General features: G+C 72.2%; 15 protein-coding genes. 4 read left to right on the top strand and 11 right to left on the bottom strand.

Translation table 11 applies throughout. The features are described from left to right. Positions 1 to 43 precede the first annotated feature (43 nt). From ACIBK8_RS02885 to ACIBK8_RS02865, 5 genes are all read right to left on the bottom strand, one after another. Positions 44 to 1,159, bottom strand: a complete 1,116-nt coding sequence (locus tag ACIBK8_RS02885; protein ID WP_399039707.1) for an ATP synthase F0 subunit B — start codon at positions 1,157 to 1,159, stop codon at positions 44 to 46. Positions 1,160 to 1,290: 131 nt separating this feature from the next. Beyond that, positions 1,291 to 1,770, bottom strand: a complete 480-nt coding sequence (gene coaD, locus ACIBK8_RS02880) for a pantetheine-phosphate adenylyltransferase (RefSeq protein ID WP_393687727.1) — start codon at positions 1,768 to 1,770, stop codon at positions 1,291 to 1,293. A 26-nt stretch (positions 1,771 to 1,796) separates the two neighbouring features. After that, positions 1,797 to 2,396: a 16S rRNA (guanine(966)-N(2))-methyltransferase RsmD gene (gene rsmD / locus ACIBK8_RS02875; RefSeq protein WP_399039706.1), complete on the bottom strand. Its 600-nt coding sequence runs from the start codon at positions 2,394 to 2,396 to the stop codon at positions 1,797 to 1,799. 159 nt (positions 2,397 to 2,555) lie between these two features. Further along, a complete protein-coding gene (recG, locus tag ACIBK8_RS02870) occupies positions 2,556 to 4,784 on the bottom strand; it encodes an ATP-dependent DNA helicase RecG (protein ID WP_399039705.1) in 2,229 nt (742 codons plus the stop codon). A 162-nt stretch (positions 4,785 to 4,946) separates the two neighbouring features. Beyond that, on the bottom strand, positions 4,947 to 6,614 hold the full coding sequence (locus ACIBK8_RS02865) for a DAK2 domain-containing protein (RefSeq protein ID WP_399039704.1): 1,668 nt from the start codon (positions 6,612 to 6,614) through the stop codon (positions 4,947 to 4,949). 231 nt (positions 6,615 to 6,845) lie between these two features. On the opposite strand from ACIBK8_RS02865, the gene rpmB reads away from it, so the two are divergent. After that, positions 6,846 to 7,031, top strand: a complete 186-nt coding sequence (gene rpmB, locus ACIBK8_RS02860) for a 50S ribosomal protein L28 (protein ID WP_018087178.1) — start codon at positions 6,846 to 6,848, stop codon at positions 7,029 to 7,031. 170 nt (positions 7,032 to 7,201) lie between these two features. Here the strand turns inward: rpmB and thiD are convergent, their stop codons facing one another. Both thiD and ACIBK8_RS02850 read right to left on the bottom strand, forming a co-directional pair. Further along, the gene (gene thiD / locus ACIBK8_RS02855) at positions 7,202 to 8,020 is read right to left on the bottom strand and encodes a bifunctional hydroxymethylpyrimidine kinase/phosphomethylpyrimidine kinase (protein ID WP_399039702.1); all 819 of its coding nucleotides are present in this window, start codon (positions 8,018 to 8,020) and stop codon (positions 7,202 to 7,204) included. 52 nt (positions 8,021 to 8,072) lie between these two features. Continuing rightward, entirely contained in the window at positions 8,073 to 9,041 is a 969-nt protein-coding gene (locus ACIBK8_RS02850; protein WP_393687602.1) for a thiamine-phosphate kinase, read from the bottom strand. A gap of 160 nt (positions 9,042 to 9,201) precedes the next feature. Between ACIBK8_RS02850 and ACIBK8_RS02845 the strand changes: the two genes are divergently transcribed. Continuing rightward, positions 9,202 to 9,435, top strand: coding sequence for an Lrp/AsnC family transcriptional regulator (locus ACIBK8_RS02845; protein ID WP_393687601.1), 234 nt, complete (start codon positions 9,202 to 9,204; stop codon positions 9,433 to 9,435). Positions 9,436 to 9,442: 7 nt separating this feature from the next. Next, positions 9,443 to 9,934: a DUF3515 domain-containing protein gene (locus ACIBK8_RS02840; protein WP_399039700.1), complete on the top strand. Its 492-nt coding sequence runs from the start codon at positions 9,443 to 9,445 to the stop codon at positions 9,932 to 9,934. A 41-nt stretch (positions 9,935 to 9,975) separates the two neighbouring features. Here ACIBK8_RS02840 and ACIBK8_RS02835 read toward each other — a convergent pair whose 3' ends face one another. The 3 genes from ACIBK8_RS02835 to ACIBK8_RS02825 all read right to left on the bottom strand — a co-directional run bounded on the left by ACIBK8_RS02835 (position 9,976) and on the right by ACIBK8_RS02825 (position 13,059). After that, entirely contained in the window at positions 9,976 to 11,112 is a 1,137-nt protein-coding gene (locus ACIBK8_RS02835; RefSeq protein WP_399039699.1) for a D-alanine--D-alanine ligase family protein, read from the bottom strand. Between the two features lie 130 nt (positions 11,113 to 11,242). After that, on the bottom strand, positions 11,243 to 12,244 hold the full coding sequence (locus tag ACIBK8_RS02830) for an NAD(P)H-dependent glycerol-3-phosphate dehydrogenase (RefSeq protein WP_399039698.1): 1,002 nt from the start codon (positions 12,242 to 12,244) through the stop codon (positions 11,243 to 11,245). Continuing rightward, the gene (locus ACIBK8_RS02825) at positions 12,241 to 13,059 is read right to left on the bottom strand and encodes a lysophospholipid acyltransferase family protein (protein WP_399039697.1); all 819 of its coding nucleotides are present in this window, start codon (positions 13,057 to 13,059) and stop codon (positions 12,241 to 12,243) included. The genes ACIBK8_RS02830 and ACIBK8_RS02825 overlap by 4 nt, the downstream gene beginning before the upstream one ends. Positions 13,060 to 13,200: 141 nt before the next feature. On the opposite strand from ACIBK8_RS02825, the gene cofC reads away from it, so the two are divergent. After that, the gene (gene cofC / locus ACIBK8_RS02820) at positions 13,201 to 13,905 is read left to right on the top strand and encodes a 2-phospho-L-lactate guanylyltransferase (protein WP_393687596.1); all 705 of its coding nucleotides are present in this window, start codon (positions 13,201 to 13,203) and stop codon (positions 13,903 to 13,905) included. Here the strand turns inward: cofC and ACIBK8_RS02815 are convergent. Next, positions 13,886 to 14,089, bottom strand: a complete 204-nt coding sequence (locus ACIBK8_RS02815; protein ID WP_393687595.1) for a hypothetical protein — start codon at positions 14,087 to 14,089, stop codon at positions 13,886 to 13,888. The genes cofC and ACIBK8_RS02815 overlap by 20 nt on opposite strands. Positions 14,090 to 14,198: the final 109 nt, after the last annotated feature.

Genomic DNA, 14,198 nt, shown 5'->3' with positions numbered 1-14,198 from the left:
GCCCCGATAGGCCCAATCCGCTCCCCTTCGGCCGTCGGACCCGCTACTGGCGGCCCTCTTCGTACTGCCGCAGCTGGTCGAGGTTGATCATGCTGGTGTCGAACAGGCTGGTCTCGTCCAGGGCGCCGGCCTGCGGGGGGTGCCCCTGCGCGGCGTGGTCCTGCGGGGCCTGCTGGGGCTGCGGCGGTGCCTGCTGCGGGACGTAGCCGGCCTGGGGGTCGTAGCCCTGCTGCTGGGGCTGCTGCCAGCCGTAGCCGTACGGGTCCTGCTGCTGGGCGTACTGCGCCTGCTGGTAGGCGTACGCCTCCTGCTGCTGGGTGTAGCCCTGGTCCTGGTAGTAGCCCTGCTGCGGCTGGAGCTGGGACGGGTAGGGCTGCTGTTCCTGCTGCGGCACCTGGGGCTGGGCGGGGGCCTGCTGCGGGGGCTGTGCGGGGGCGATGTCGGCGAGCCCGGCGAGGTAGTCCGCGTCGGCCTGGTGGCCAGCGGTCTGCGCGTCGTCCTGGGCCGCGAGGTGGGCGCCGAGTTCGTCGATCGCCCGCGCGCCCTGGAGCTTGTCGCGGCCCCGGCCGACCGCTTCGAGCGTCTTGGTCAGCACGGCCTGGAAGGCGCCGAACTTGGCGTCCACATAGGCGTCGGCGCGCTGGGTGAGGGTCGCCGGGTCGGTGCTGCGCTCGGGCGCCTCGGTGTCCGCGTAGCCCTGCTCGTCGAGCCCCGGGCCCCGGCCGAGCAGCTTCTCGCGACCGCGGTCGACGGATCCGATGGTCTTGGTGAGGACGACCTCGAAGTTGGCGAGCTTGCTGTCGACGTAGTCGTCGGCCTCGGCGCGGATCTCCTCGGCCTCCCTGCGGGCCTCGGACAGGATGCGGTCGGCCTCGTCCTGGGACTGCCTGGCGACCTCGGTGTCGGAGATCAGCGAGCCGCGGTGGGCGTGCGCGGACTCGATGATCCGCTCCGCCTCGGCGCGCGCCTCCTCGACCATCTGCTCCCGCCCGCCGAGCAACTCCTGGGCCTGCGCGAGCGATCCGGGCAGCGCGCCGCGCACCTCTTCCAGCAGGGCGAGCAACTCGGCGCGGTTGACGACGCAGGACGCCGACATGGGCACGGAACGGGCGCTGCCGATGGCCTCGACGATCTCGTCGAGCTTCTTCTGCACGTCCACCTTGGACTCGCCACTCTCTGAAGGGATGGAACGAGGGACGGGACGACTGTACGGCCACGGACCGCCGGTCCGACACCTACTGACGCCCCGTCAGCCCTTCGTCACGGGCCTGCGTGGCCCGCGCGGCGGTCTCACTGCTGCCGGAGCCGCTCGGTCAGCGCTTCGAGGACGAACCCCGGGACGAGGTGGGCGACGTCGCCGCCCCAGGCCGCAACCTCCTTGACGAGGCTGGAGGAGAGGAAGCTGTAGGTGGGGTTGGTGGGGACGAACAGGGTCTCCACTCCGGAGAGCCCGTTGTTCATCTGGGCCATCTGCAGCTCGTAGTCGAAGTCGCTGACCGCGCGCAGGCCCTTGACGATCGCGGGGATGTCGCGCTGCTTGCAGAAGTCCACGAGCAGTCCGTGGAAGGACTCGACCTCAACGTTGCCGTACTCGGCGGTGGCCCGGCGGATCAGCTCGATCCGCTCGTCGACCGTGAACAGGCCCTGCTTGGACTGGTTGATCATCACGGCGACGTGGACGACGTCGTACAGCTTGGAGGCACGGGCGATGATGTCCAGGTGACCATTGGTGATGGGGTCGAAGGACCCCGGACAGACGGCGCGGCGCAACTCTGGTTCCTCGCTCTCCGATGCGTTCATGACACGCGTTCCGCCGTCTCGTCAGCGGACGCCGGAGCGGCGCGACCGTACCAAAGCGTCCCCTCGCCGTAGCGACGGGCCTTGATCGCTTCGAAACCGTCCGGCCAGGGAAACGCGCCGCCTCTGGTGCTCCGTTCCACGGTGACGAGTGCGTCGTCCACAAACCAGCCCTGACCACGGAGTGTGAGCAGGATCTCGCACAGCTCGGCGTCGGTGACGGCGTACGGCGGGTCGAGGAAGGCGATGTCGTACGGGTCGCCGGGCGGCGGGGCGGCGGCGGTCTGTTCGGCCTTGCCGGAACGGACTTCGGCGCCCGGCAGGCCGACCGTGCGGACGTTCTCGCGGAGGGTGCGGACGGCGCGCGGGTCGGCCTCGACGAGCAGGACGTGCGCGGCGCCGCGGGACAGCGCCTCCAGGCCGACGGCGCCGGAACCGCCGTAGAGGTCGAGCACCCGGGCGCCGGTCAGCGGTCCGTCCAGTGATTCCCAGGTGGAGAAGAGGCCCTCGCGCGCGCGGTCGGATGTCGGGCGGGTGCCGTTTCCTGGTGGCACGGCCAGGCGGCGTCCGCCGGCCGTGCCGGCGATCACGCGGGTCATGGGGCCTGTCCTTACGTGGTGCGGGTCGGTGGTGGGGCGGCGGCCAGGGTACGGCGCCGCTCCCCCACGATATTCCCGCCGAGGCCGGCGGGCGCCGCGGCCCTCGCCCGCGGCCCCGCTCCGCCGGCCGCCGGACACCGCGTCCCGGCCCTTCCCGTCTCAGCCCTTGTCGAGGTACTCCTCCCGCTCGGCGTCCAGCAGCGCGGACAGCGCCGTTCGCAGTTCCGGATGGCCGTCCAGCGCGGGATCGGCGGTGACGACGGCGGTGGCCTCCTCGCGGGCGGCGGCGATGACTTCCTCGTCGTCGATGACCGAGAGCATCCGCAGCGAGGACCTGACGCCGGACTGGGCCTGCCCCAGGACGTCGCCCTCGCGGCGCTGTTCGAGGTCGATGCGGGAGAGTTCGAAGCCGTCGAGGGTGCCGGCGACGGCGGCGAGCCGGGCGCGCGCCGGACTGGCCTCGGGCATCTCGCTCACCAGCAGGCACAGTCCCGGCGCCGCGCCACGGCCGACCCGGCCGCGCAGCTGGTGCAGCTGGGAGACGCCGAAGCGGTCGGCGTCCATGATCACCATGGCGGTGGCGTTCGGGACGTTGACGCCGACCTCGATGACGGTGGTGGCGACCAGGACGTCCAGCTCGCCGGCGGCGAACCTGCGCATCACGTCGTCCTTGTCGTCGGGCGCCATCCGGCCGTGCAGCGCGGCCACCCGCAGTCCGGCCAGCGGTCCCGCGGTGAGCTGGGCCGCGATGTCGAGCACCGCGAGCGGGGGGCGCTTCTCCTCGCCGTCCGGCGGCGGTTCCTCCTTGCCCGCCGCGCTCTTCTTCCCGCTCCCCTTGGCCGGTTCTTCCTCGTCGCCGATGCGCGGGCACACGACGTAGCCCTGGTGCCCCGCCGCCACCTCTTCACGGACCCGCTCCCAGGCCCGTGCGAGGAAGTGCGGCTTGTCCTTGGCAGGCACGACGTGGCTGGCGATCGGCGAGCGTCCGGCGGGGAGTTGGTCCAGGACGGAGGTCTCCAGATCGCCGAAGACGGTCATGGCGACCGTGCGCGGGATGGGGGTCGCGGTCATCACCAGGAGGTGCGGCATGCGCTTCTCCCCCTGGGAGTGGCCCTTGCCGCGCAGGGCGTCGCGCTGCTCGACGCCGAAGCGGTGCTGTTCGTCGACGACCACCAGGCCGAGGTCGTGGAACTGCACCTTGTCCTCGATCAGGGCGTGCGTCCCGATGACGATGCCGGCCTCGCCGGTGACGAGGTCGAGCAGCGCCTGGCGGCGGGCGGCCGTCCCCATGGAGCCGGTGAGCAGCACCACTTTGGTGCCGTGCTCGGCGCCGCCCAGCATGCCTCCTTCGGCCAGCTCCCCCATCATCTCGGTGATCGAGCGGTGGTGCTGCTGGGCGAGCACCTCGGTCGGCGCGAGCATCGCGGCCTGCCCGCCGCTGTCGACCACGCCGAGCATCGCGCGCAGCGCCACCATGGTCTTGCCCGAACCCACCTCGCCCTGGAGGAGGCGGTGCATCGGGTGGTCGGTCGCCAGGTCGTCGAAGATCTCCCGGCTGACCTTCTGCTGGCCTTCGGTGAGGGTGAAAGGCAGCTCGGCGTCGAACGCGTCGAGGATGCCGTCCTTGCTCAACGGGCGGGGCACCGCGGGGAGTTGGGTCTCGGCGATGCGGCGTCTGGCCAGCGCGACCTGGAGGACGAACGCCTCGTCCCACTTCAGCCTGGCGCGCGCGTCCGCGATGTCGGCCTTGGTGCCCGGCCGGTGGATCTTGAGCAGCGCCTCGGGGAGCGGCACCAGGGCCCGGCCCTCGCGCAGCGCGTCGGGGAGCGGGTCGACGGCCTCCTGCGCGCTGGGCAGCACCGCGTCGACGGCCTTGGCGAGCTTCCAGGACGCCATCTGCTGGCAGGCGGGGTAGATCGGGATGAGCTGCCCGGCGAAGGCGTCGACGGCCTCGCTGTCCGCCTCCTGGTCGAGGAGTGCGTATTCGGGGTGGGCGAGCTGGAGTTTGCGGTTGAAGACCGAGACCTTGCCCGCGAACATCGCGCGGCGTCCTGGCAGGAGTTCCTTGTGCGGTTTGTGGACGCCCTTTCCGAAGAAGACCAGTTGGAGCCGTCCGCTGCCGTCGGTGAGCGTGACTTCGAGACGCTTGCCCCGGCCGCCGTTGAACGTCAGCACGCGGGCGTCGGACACCTGGGCGACGACCGTGACGTGTTCGTCCAGCGGGAGGTCGGCGAGGCGGGTCAGCTCGCCGCGTTCGGCATAGCGGCGGGGGTAGTGGTGCAGGAGATCGCCGACGGTGTGCAGGCCGAGGTGCTCGGCGAGCACCTTCGCGGTGGTGCCACCGAGGGTTTTCTTCAGGGATTCTTCGAGCGCGGCCACGGGATCCATTGCACACCATGCCTCTGACAACGGACCACCTCGCCGCCGCACCGCACGCCGCGGAATGCGGGGGAATACCGGTGGAATGCGCGCGGAATGCGTGCGGCGCGGAATGCCGGGGGCGGTGCGCGCGGTTCTCGCCGCCGCTGTTCGGCGCCGCCTTTCCGGCCGCTATTCGACGCCGATGAGCAGCGGCGGCGCGTACCGGCCGCCCTCGTAGACGACGGTGTCCACGGCGAGAAAACGCTCGCGTACGTGGCGCTCCAGGTCTTCGGCGAGCCCTTCGGGAGCGTGCGCGCCGAGTACCAGGGTGACCATTTCGCCGCCCGCCGACAGCATCCGGTCGAGCACCGTCAGCGCGGTCCGGGTCAGGTCGCCGCCGATCACCGCGACGTCGCCGTCGATCAGGCCGAGTACGTCGCCCGCCTGGCAGACGCCGGCCATCGTCCATGCCTGCCGCTCGGCGACGGCGAGTTCGGCGTAGCGGGTGGCACCGGCGGCCGAGGTCATCGCCACGGCGTCCTCGTCGAAGCTGCGGTCCGGCTCGTGCACGGCGAGCGCCGCGATGCCCTGGACCGCGGAGCGGGTGGGGATGAGCGCGACCCGTACGCCCTCGGTGCGGGCCGCTTCCGCGGCGGCGGCAGCGGTGTGCCGCAGTTCGGGGTCGTTGGGCAGCAGCATCACCTCGCGGGCGTGCGCCTGGCGGATGGCCTGCACCAGTTCGCCCGACGCGGGCGGCTCCCCCGGGCGCACGGAGACGGCCCGCGCCCCGGCCTCCTCGCACAGCACGGCGAGCCCCTCGCCCGACACCACGACGACCACCGCGCGGGCCAGCATCGCGGGCGCGGCCTCCCGGGCGTCCCCGGCGCCGTCGAAGTGGGTGATGCGGATCCGGTACGGGCGGCCCGCCTCGATGCCGGCTTCGACGGCGGCGCCCGCGTCGTCGACGTGGACATGGACGTGCCACAGGCCGTCCCCGCCGACCACCACCAGGGAGTCGCCGAGACCGTCGAGCCTGGCGCGCAGCCTGGCCACCTCGGCGTCGCCCGCCTCCAGGAGGTAGATCACTTCGAAGGCGGGCCCCGGTGCGTGCGCGTGCTCGGTCGCGGAGCAGCCATCGGCCACCGCGGCGGCGCCCGCCGCCTCGGGGAGCGGCGCGTCGGCCCGTACGGTCACCGGCGCCGCGGTCACCTCCCCGGACAGGGCGTCGGCGAGCGCGCCCAGGAGCGCGACCAGGCCGCAGCCGCCCGCGTCCACGACACCGGCCCTGCCCAGCACGGCGAGCTGCCCGGGGGTGGCCCGCAGCGCGGTGCGGGCGCCGTCGTGGGCGGCCCGCGCCACCGTGGCGGCGTCGGGGGCGGTGCCCGCGTCCCGCTCGGCGGCGTCGGCGGCGGCGGTCGCGACGGTCAGTACGGTGCCCTCGACGGGGTGGGCGACGGCTTCGTACGTGGCGGCGGCGGCCCGGCGCAGCGCCCGGCTCAGGGTGGCGGGCGGGCAGCCGGGGCCCGGCTCGTCGGCGGCCAGCACCTCCGTCATGCCGCGCAGCAGCTGCGCGAGGATCGTGCCGGAGTTGCCGTGGGCCCCTATCAGGGCGCCGTGCGCCATGGCGCCGATGGCGTCGGCGAGGCAGGGGGTGGTGTCCGCCGAAGCGTGCCCTTCGAAGGCGGCCTCCACGGCTCGGGCCGCGGATTCGACGGTCAGATAGAGGTTGGTGCCGGTGTCGCCGTCCGCCACGGGGTACACGTTGATCGCGTCGATCCGTGCGCGCTCCCGGCCGAGCGCCTCCAGGGCCAGCCCGCACCAGGCGCGGACCGCGGCGGCGTCGAGCGGGTGCGGCACGGTGTCCTCCTGGGGCTTGGGGTGCCCCGCACAGTAGCCGCGGTCACACCGGGAGGCCGGGGCGGGGGCCGGGGCGACCGTGGTAGTTTCGTTCTACGGGAGCGGCCGTTGTATGCTGCTCCGGTTGCCCGATGAGAATCGGGCCATTCCTCTCCTGGCGGCGCCGGTCGGTCAATGCACTCGGCTCGTCGGGATTTACCGTAAGTGCATCTGAAGTCTTTGGAGTGACCCGTGGCTGCCAACTGCGACGTCTGTGGCAAGGGGCCGGGCTTCGGCAAGAGTGTCTCGCACTCGCATCGCCGTACCAACCGTCGTTGGAACCCCAACATCCAGACGGTGCGTGCAGTGATCGGGCGCACGCCGAAGCGGCTGAACGCCTGCACCTCGTGCATCAAGGCCGGCAAGGTCTCGCGCTGACGTCTTAGCCGTAGCGCAGCCAAGCCGGTTGCTTGACGGAAGCCGGTCCACCGAAAGGTGGGCCGGCTTCCGTCTTTTCCGCGTTCCCTGGGACGCGGAAACGGGGCGGCTGCTTCCGGTGAGGTGAACGGCGTCGCCGCCCCGGGAGTCCGCCCCGTGCCGCCGCGTCCTCAGCCGTCGCCGCGCAGCCGCCAGCCGTGGTCCACGGGTCCGATGCCGGTGCCGAGCCGGAAGCCGGCCGCGAGGGCGCCGGTGACGTAGTCCTTGGCGGCGGCGACCGCCTGCGGGACGGTGTCGCCGTGGGCGAGGCGGGCGGCGACGGCGCTGGCGAGGGTGCAGCCGGTGCCGTGCGTGTGCCGGTTGTCGTGCCGCGGGGCGCGCAGCCAGTGTTCCTCGCTGCCGTCGGTGAGCAGGTCGACGGCGCTGCCGGCCGCGTGGCCGGGGCCGGTCGGCAGGTGGCCGCCCTTGATGAGGGCCCAGCGCGGCCCGAAGGCGAGGATCGCGTCGGCCGCCCGCCGCATGCCGGATTCCTCCTGGACGCGGACGCCGGTGAGCTGGGCCACTTCGTCGAGGTTGGGGGTGGCGACGGTCGCGGTCGGCAGCAGCTTGGTGCGGACCGCGTCCAGGGCGGTGGCGGCGAGCAGCGCGTCGCCGTGCTTGGAGACGCCGACCGGGTCGATGACGACGGGCACGTCGAGTTCCGCGAGCAGCCCGGCGACGGTCTCCACCAGTTCGGGCGAGGAGAGCATCCCGGTCTTCACTGCCTGTGTCCCGATGTCGTCGACGACGCTGCGGAACTGGGCCCGTACGGCCTCGGCCGGCAGGTCCCACGCGCCCTGCACACCGAGCGAGTTCTGCGCGGTGACGGCGGTGAGCACGCTCATGCCGTGCGTGCCCAGCGCGAGCATCGTCTTCAGGTCGGCCTGGATGCCCGCGCCGCCCCCGGAGTCGGAGCCGGCGATGGTCAACACGCGGGGTGGGGTCTGCATGCCGCCGAATCTACAAGCCCGTCGTGTGCGGGACGGGCCCGGCCCCCGCGGCCTATTCGGCGTCGCCGTTGTCCCCGAAGTGGTCCCAGCCGGCCTTCGCCCAGGGGGCGCCGTCCACCGTCACCTGCGGCAGCGCGGACGGATGGAGCACCTCGCCGATGACCTTCCACCGGGCGGGCAGCTTCACGTCGGCGGGGAAGGTCGCGACGATCGCGTGGTCCTCGCCGCCGTTGAGCACCCACTGCATGGGGTCGACGCCGACGGCCGTGCCGATGTCGGACATCTGCGTGGGGATGTCGATCTTCGCGGAGCGCAGGTCGATGCGGACCTTGCTGGCCTCGGCGATGTGCCCGAGGTCGGCGACGAGACCGTCGCTGACGTCGGTCATGGCGGTGGCGCCGAGCCCGGCCGCCGCGGGGCCCGCGTGGTACGGCGGCTCCGGGCGGCGGTGCGCCTCGACGAAGGCGCGCGGGGAGCGGAAGCCGCGGGAGAGCACCGCGAATCCGGCGGCTGACCAGCCGAGCCAGCCGGTCACCGCGACCACGTCGCCGGGCTGGGCGCCCGCCCGGGTCACCGGTTCGGCGTTGCGCAGGTCCCCGAGCGCGGTGACCGAGACCGTGATGGTGTCACCGCGTACGACGTCGCCGCCGACCACCGCCGCACCCGCGACCTGGCACTCGTCGCGCAGCCCGTCCATCAGCTCGGTGACCCAGGTGGCGGGGAGTTCGGCGGGGACGACGAGACCCAGCAGGATCGCGGTGGGCACCGCGCCCATGGCCGCGATGTCGGCGAGGTTCTGGGCGGCGGCCTTGCGGCCGACGTCGTATGCGGTGGACCAGTCGCGGCGGAAGTGCCGGCCCTCCAGCAGGATGTCGGTGCTGGCCACGACCCTGCGGTCGGGTGCGGTGACCACGGCGGCGTCGTCGCCAGGACCGATCCGTACCGCCGGGGTGGAGGTGAGCCGGGAGGTCAGCTCCCTGATCAGCCCGAATTCCCCCAGCTCGCCCACGGTGCCCTTCATGCTGTTGCCCTTCTCATGCGTACGGACGGCCCGTACTCCGCTGACGACTGCGCCGCACCTGCCGCGTTCACCGCGCGGGTCTCCCCGCTCCGCCCGGTGACGCGGTACCGTGGCGTCTCTTCTCTTCCCACATGATCCTCGAAGCCGCCCTGGAGGTGCCGTGGTACAGGCGTACATCCTGATCCAGACCGAGGTCGGCAGAGCTTCGGCGGTCGCCGAGGTGATCGCGAAGATCCCTGGAGTGATCCAGGCCGAGGACGTGACCGGCCCCTACGACGTCATCGTGCGCGCACAGGCCGACACCGTCGATGAGCTGGGCCGCATGGTGGTGGCCAACGTGCAGCGGGTGGACGGCATCACGCGCACCCTGACCTGCCCGGTCGTCCATATCTAGCTCCCGTATGCTCGGCCGGGTGATCTCTTCGCGCCGCTGGTCCCTGGTACTGCCCTCGCTCACCGTGCTGTGCTGCGCGGTGGGCTGTTCCGCTGCGGCCGAGGTCACACCTCCCACGCCCGAAGGCGCGTCCGTCCGGCACTGCCGGGCCCTCCACAAGGAGTTGCCGCAGACCGTCGACGGGCTGAAGCGGACGAGCGCGGAGCCCGCGTCGGACTTCACTGCCGTATGGGGCGATCCTGCCGTGCAGCTGCGCTGTGGAGTACCGAAGCCCGCCGACCTGACGCCCGGGAGTGAACATTACAACCCCGACTCCACTGCCGCGGAAGTCAACGGCGTCAAATGGTTTTTCGAGAAGCAGGACGACGGGTACCGCTTCACGACGGTGTTGCGGAAGACGTACGTCGAGGTGAACGTCCCCGGGAAGTACGCACCTGAGGTCAATACGCTCACCGATCTCGCCGCCGCGGTGAAGAAGACCGTCCCCGAAGGGGTCTGAGCCGGGCCCCTCCGTCGGGGCCCGGCGCCGGACGTGCGGTGTCAGCGCAGGCCGGTGGAGCGGCGCAGCGCCGCCTGGAGCAGCCGGTCGATCAGCTCGGCGTAGTCCACTCCGCTCTTCTGCCACATCAGCGGGTACATCGAGATGGGCGTGAAGCCGGGCAGCGTGTTGATCTCGTTGATCACGAACTCGCCGTTGTCCTGAAGGAAGAAGTCCGCCCGGACCAGCCCCTCGCAGGACGCCGCCTCGAAGGCCGCGACGGCCAGTTCCTGGACCTCGGCGGTCTCGTCGGCGGTCAGCGGTGCGGGCACCAGACCGGCGGCCGAGTCGATGTACTTCGCCTCGAAGTCGTAGAAGTCGTGCGCGGTGACCGGCGGGATCTCGGCCGGCACGCTGGCCCGCGGCCCGTCGTCGAACTCCAGGACCCCGCACTCGATCTCGCGGCCGCTCAGCAGCGACTCGACCAGGATCTTGGGGTCGTGGCGGCGTGCCTCCTCGACCGCGTCGTCCAGTCCTGCGAGGTCGTCGACCTTGGTGATGCCCATCGACGAGCCGGCGCGGGCGGGCTTCACGAACAGCGGCCAGCCGTGCTCGGCGGCGAAGTCCACGATCTTCTTGCGGGCCGCCGCGGGATCCAGCTCCCACTCGCGCGGGCGGATGACCTCGTACGGGCCGACCGGCAGCCCGAAGGAGGTGAACACCCGCTTCATGTAGTCCTTGTCCTGGCCGACGGCCGAGGCGAGCACGCCCGAGCCGACGTAGGGGATGCCGGACAGTTCCAGCAGTCCCTGGAGGGTGCCGTCCTCGCCGTACGGGCCGTGCAGGACGGGGAAGACGACGTCGACCTCGCCGAGCGCCTTGGGGACCGAGCCCGGTTCGCTGTAGACGACTTCGCGGTTGGTCGGGTCGACCGGCAGCAGGACGCCGCCGTCGGTGGACTCGGCGAGTTCGGCGACGCTCGGCAGCTTCCGGTCCGCGATGGCCATCCGCTCGGGGTCGTCGGCGGTCAGCGCCCAACGGCCGTCGACGGTGATGCCGATGGGCAGCACGTCGTACTTCTCACGGTCGATGGCGCGCAGGACGGCTCCCGCGGTGACCACGGAGATCGCGTGCTCGGAGCTGCGGCCACCGAACACGACGGCGACACGGGGCTTGTGGGGAGGTGTCTGGCTGCTCATATCGGGTTGAGGGTACCTGCTGTCGGACAGGGAGTCGGTGCGGCTGCGGCCGTTGGCGGCGCTGTGTCCGCGCGCGGCCCGGGACGCGGTGTCCGAGCCGCCCGCCGGGCCCGGCGGGCGGAAGGTGGCGTCAGTGCCGCTCGGGCTTGGCGCTGCGCGACATCAGGTCCTTGAGGGCGACCAGCGGCGGCTTGCCCGCGTGCACGATGTCGACGACCGTGTCGGTGAGCGGCATCTCGACGCCGTGCCTGCGGGCCAGATCCTGCACGGATTCACAGGACTTGACGCCCTCGGCGGTCTGCTTGGTGACCGCGATGGTCTCCGCCAGCGACATGCCGCGGCCGAGGTTGCGGCCGAAGGTGTTGTTGCGCGACAGCGGCGACGAGCAGGTGGCGACGAGGTCGCCCATGCCGGCGAGGCCGGCGAAGGTGTGCTCGTCGGCGCCCATGGCGAGGCCGAGCCGGGTGGTCTCCGCGAGGCCGCGGGTGATCAGCGACGCCTTGGCGTTGTCGCCGAGCCCCATGCCTGCCGCGATGCCGACGGCCAGCGCGATGACGTTCTTGACCGCGCCGCCCAGTTCACAGCCGATCACGTCGGTGTTGGTGTACGGGCGGAAGTACGGGGTGTGGCAGGCGGTCTGGAGCCGGCGGGCGACCGCTTCGTCGGCGCAGGCGACGACGGCGGCGGCGGGCTGCCGGGCGGCGATCTCCTTGGCGAGGTTGGGTCCGGTGAGCACCGCGACGCGCTCCGCCGGGGCCTTGGCGACCTCCTCGATGACCTCGCTCATCCGCTTGGCCGTGCCCAGTTCGACGCCCTTCATCAGGGAGACCAGGACCGTGTCGGAGGGCAGCAGCGGCGCCCAGTCGGCGAGGTTGGCGCGCAGCGTCTGGGAGGGTACGGCGAGGACGGTGAAGTCCGCGCCGTCGGCCGCCTCCGCCGGGTCGGTGGTGGCCCGTACCGATGCGGGCAGCTCGACCCCCGGCAGGTAGTCGGGGTTCGTCCGGCCGTTGTTGACGGCGTCGACGAGGCCCGAGCGGCGTCCCCACAGGGTCACCTCGCAGCCCGCGTCGGCGAGCACCATCGCGAATGCGGTGCCCCAGGACCCCGTGCCGTAGACGGCGCAGCGCGTCACTTGCCTTCATCCTCCTGTGCCTGCTGGGTGCTTCGGGCCTGCTGCGGTGCGGCGGCCGGCGTCGCGGCCTTCGCCGCCTCGCGGGCGGCGCGGCGCTCGCGGGCGATGGTCTTGCGGTGGTCGTACGGCTCGGCGGGGGCGTCCTCGCCGCGAACCTCCGCCAGTTGCACGGTGATCGCGGCCATGATGACGTCGGTGACCTCGCGCAGCACCTCGGCCGTGGGCTCCTTGCCGTAGTACGCGCTGAGGTCGACCGGCGGCCCCGCCTGCACCCGCAGCGTCTTGCGCGGCAGGAGGCGGAGCTTCTTCTCCTTGGCGTACGGCGGCATCACGTCGTTGGCGCCCCACTGTGCGACCGGAATCACCGGCGCCTTGGTGAGCAACGCCACTCGCGCGGCACCGGTCTTGCCCTGCATCGGCCACATCGCGGGGTCGCGGGTCAGGGTGCCCTCGGGATAGAAGGCGACGCATTCGCCCTTCTCGATGGCGGCGACCGCGGCGCGGAAGGCCGTGGCGGCGTCGGTGGTTTCGCGGTAGACGGGGATCTGTCCGGTGCCGCGCATCATCAGGCCGACAAAGCCGCTCCGAAAGAGCCCGGCCTTGGCCAGGAATCGGGGAACCCGGCCGGTGTTGTACTGATAGTGCGCATACGACAGCGGATCGAGATACGAGTTGTGGTTGACCGCGGTGATAAATCCGCCGTCGGCCGGAATGTTCTCCATTCCGTGCCAGTCCCGCTTGAACAGAACCAAGAGCGGCGGTTTGCAGATGACCGCGGCCAAGCGGTACCAGAAGCCGATTCTGCGGCGGGACACTGGGACACCCTCCTTGTGGGGACCTGCTGAGCTGCTGCGAGCCGGCAGCCGCACAAGTGTCGCCCCAGGTACCCGCTATGTCGAGAACACCGTAACCCCGCGGCTCCCGGAGAGCTGCGGCAGCAGGGGAAAATGAAGCCGATGCGAAGAGACGGAGCGGATGTGGTCTGGAGCCTGGTCGTACCACTGAAACCGCTGGTGCGGGCCAAGAGCAGGCTTTCCCGGGCCGCCGGTGAGGAGTTCCGGCCCCGGTTGGCGCTCGCTTTCGCACTGGACACCGTGACCGCCGCGCTGGCCTGCGCCGACGTCGCGGATGTGGCGGTTGTCACGGACGATCCGCTGGCCGGTGAGCGGCTCGCGGCGCTCGGGGCGCGCATCGTGCCTGACACACCGGCCCGCGGACTCAACGCCGCGCTCGCCCATGGCGCGAGTGCGATACGGGCCCGCCGCCCGGACGCCGCGGTCGCCGCCCTGAACGCGGATCTCCCCGCGCTGCGGACCGCGGAACTGGCGCGGGTACTCCATTGCGCCGCGCTATTTCCCCGCGCATTTCTCGCCGATGCCGCGGATATCGGCACCACACTTCTCACCGCGAGTTCCGGCGTGGAATTGGCACCGGCATTCGGCGGCTGCTCACGGGCACGCCACCTCGCGTCGGGTGCGCGCGAGATCACCGCGGCGGACACCGCTTCGGTCCGCAGGGACGTGGACACCGGCGAGGACCTGCGGGCCGCGCTCGCGCTCGGCGTGGGGGCGCACACCGCGCTGCTGGCCGGTGCGGCGGACGGCGCCGGGGATGCGGGCCGGAGCGGGCTGTGCGTCCGTCTCAGAGCGTCTGAAGGGTGACGAGCGTGATCCGGCGGGCCTCGCCCTCGCCGGTGACCTCGATCCGTACCCGCTGCCCCGGCCGCAGCAGGCGCAGTCCGCCCGCGTCGAAGGCGGCGGCGTCGAAGGGCACCGGGGTGCCGTCGTCCAGCAGGACGCTGCCGGAGCGGGAGTCGGAGTCGTAGGTGTACGCGGTGGCCTGCATGGGACAGAGCCTAAGGCAGCGCGTCCGGGGGCGGACCGGCCGCCCGTGCGGTCCGCGCTGAACCGCCCCTGAACGCGCCGCGGGCCGGGCTCCCCGAAGGGAGACCGGC

Source organism: Streptomyces sp. NPDC050161 (assembly GCF_044460025.1).
In the GTDB taxonomy this organism is placed as follows: Bacteria; Actinomycetota; Actinomycetes; order Streptomycetales; family Streptomycetaceae; genus Streptomyces.
The sequence above is the reverse complement of the archived record's forward strand: the minus strand, read 5'-3'. Positions and strand labels throughout refer to the sequence as shown.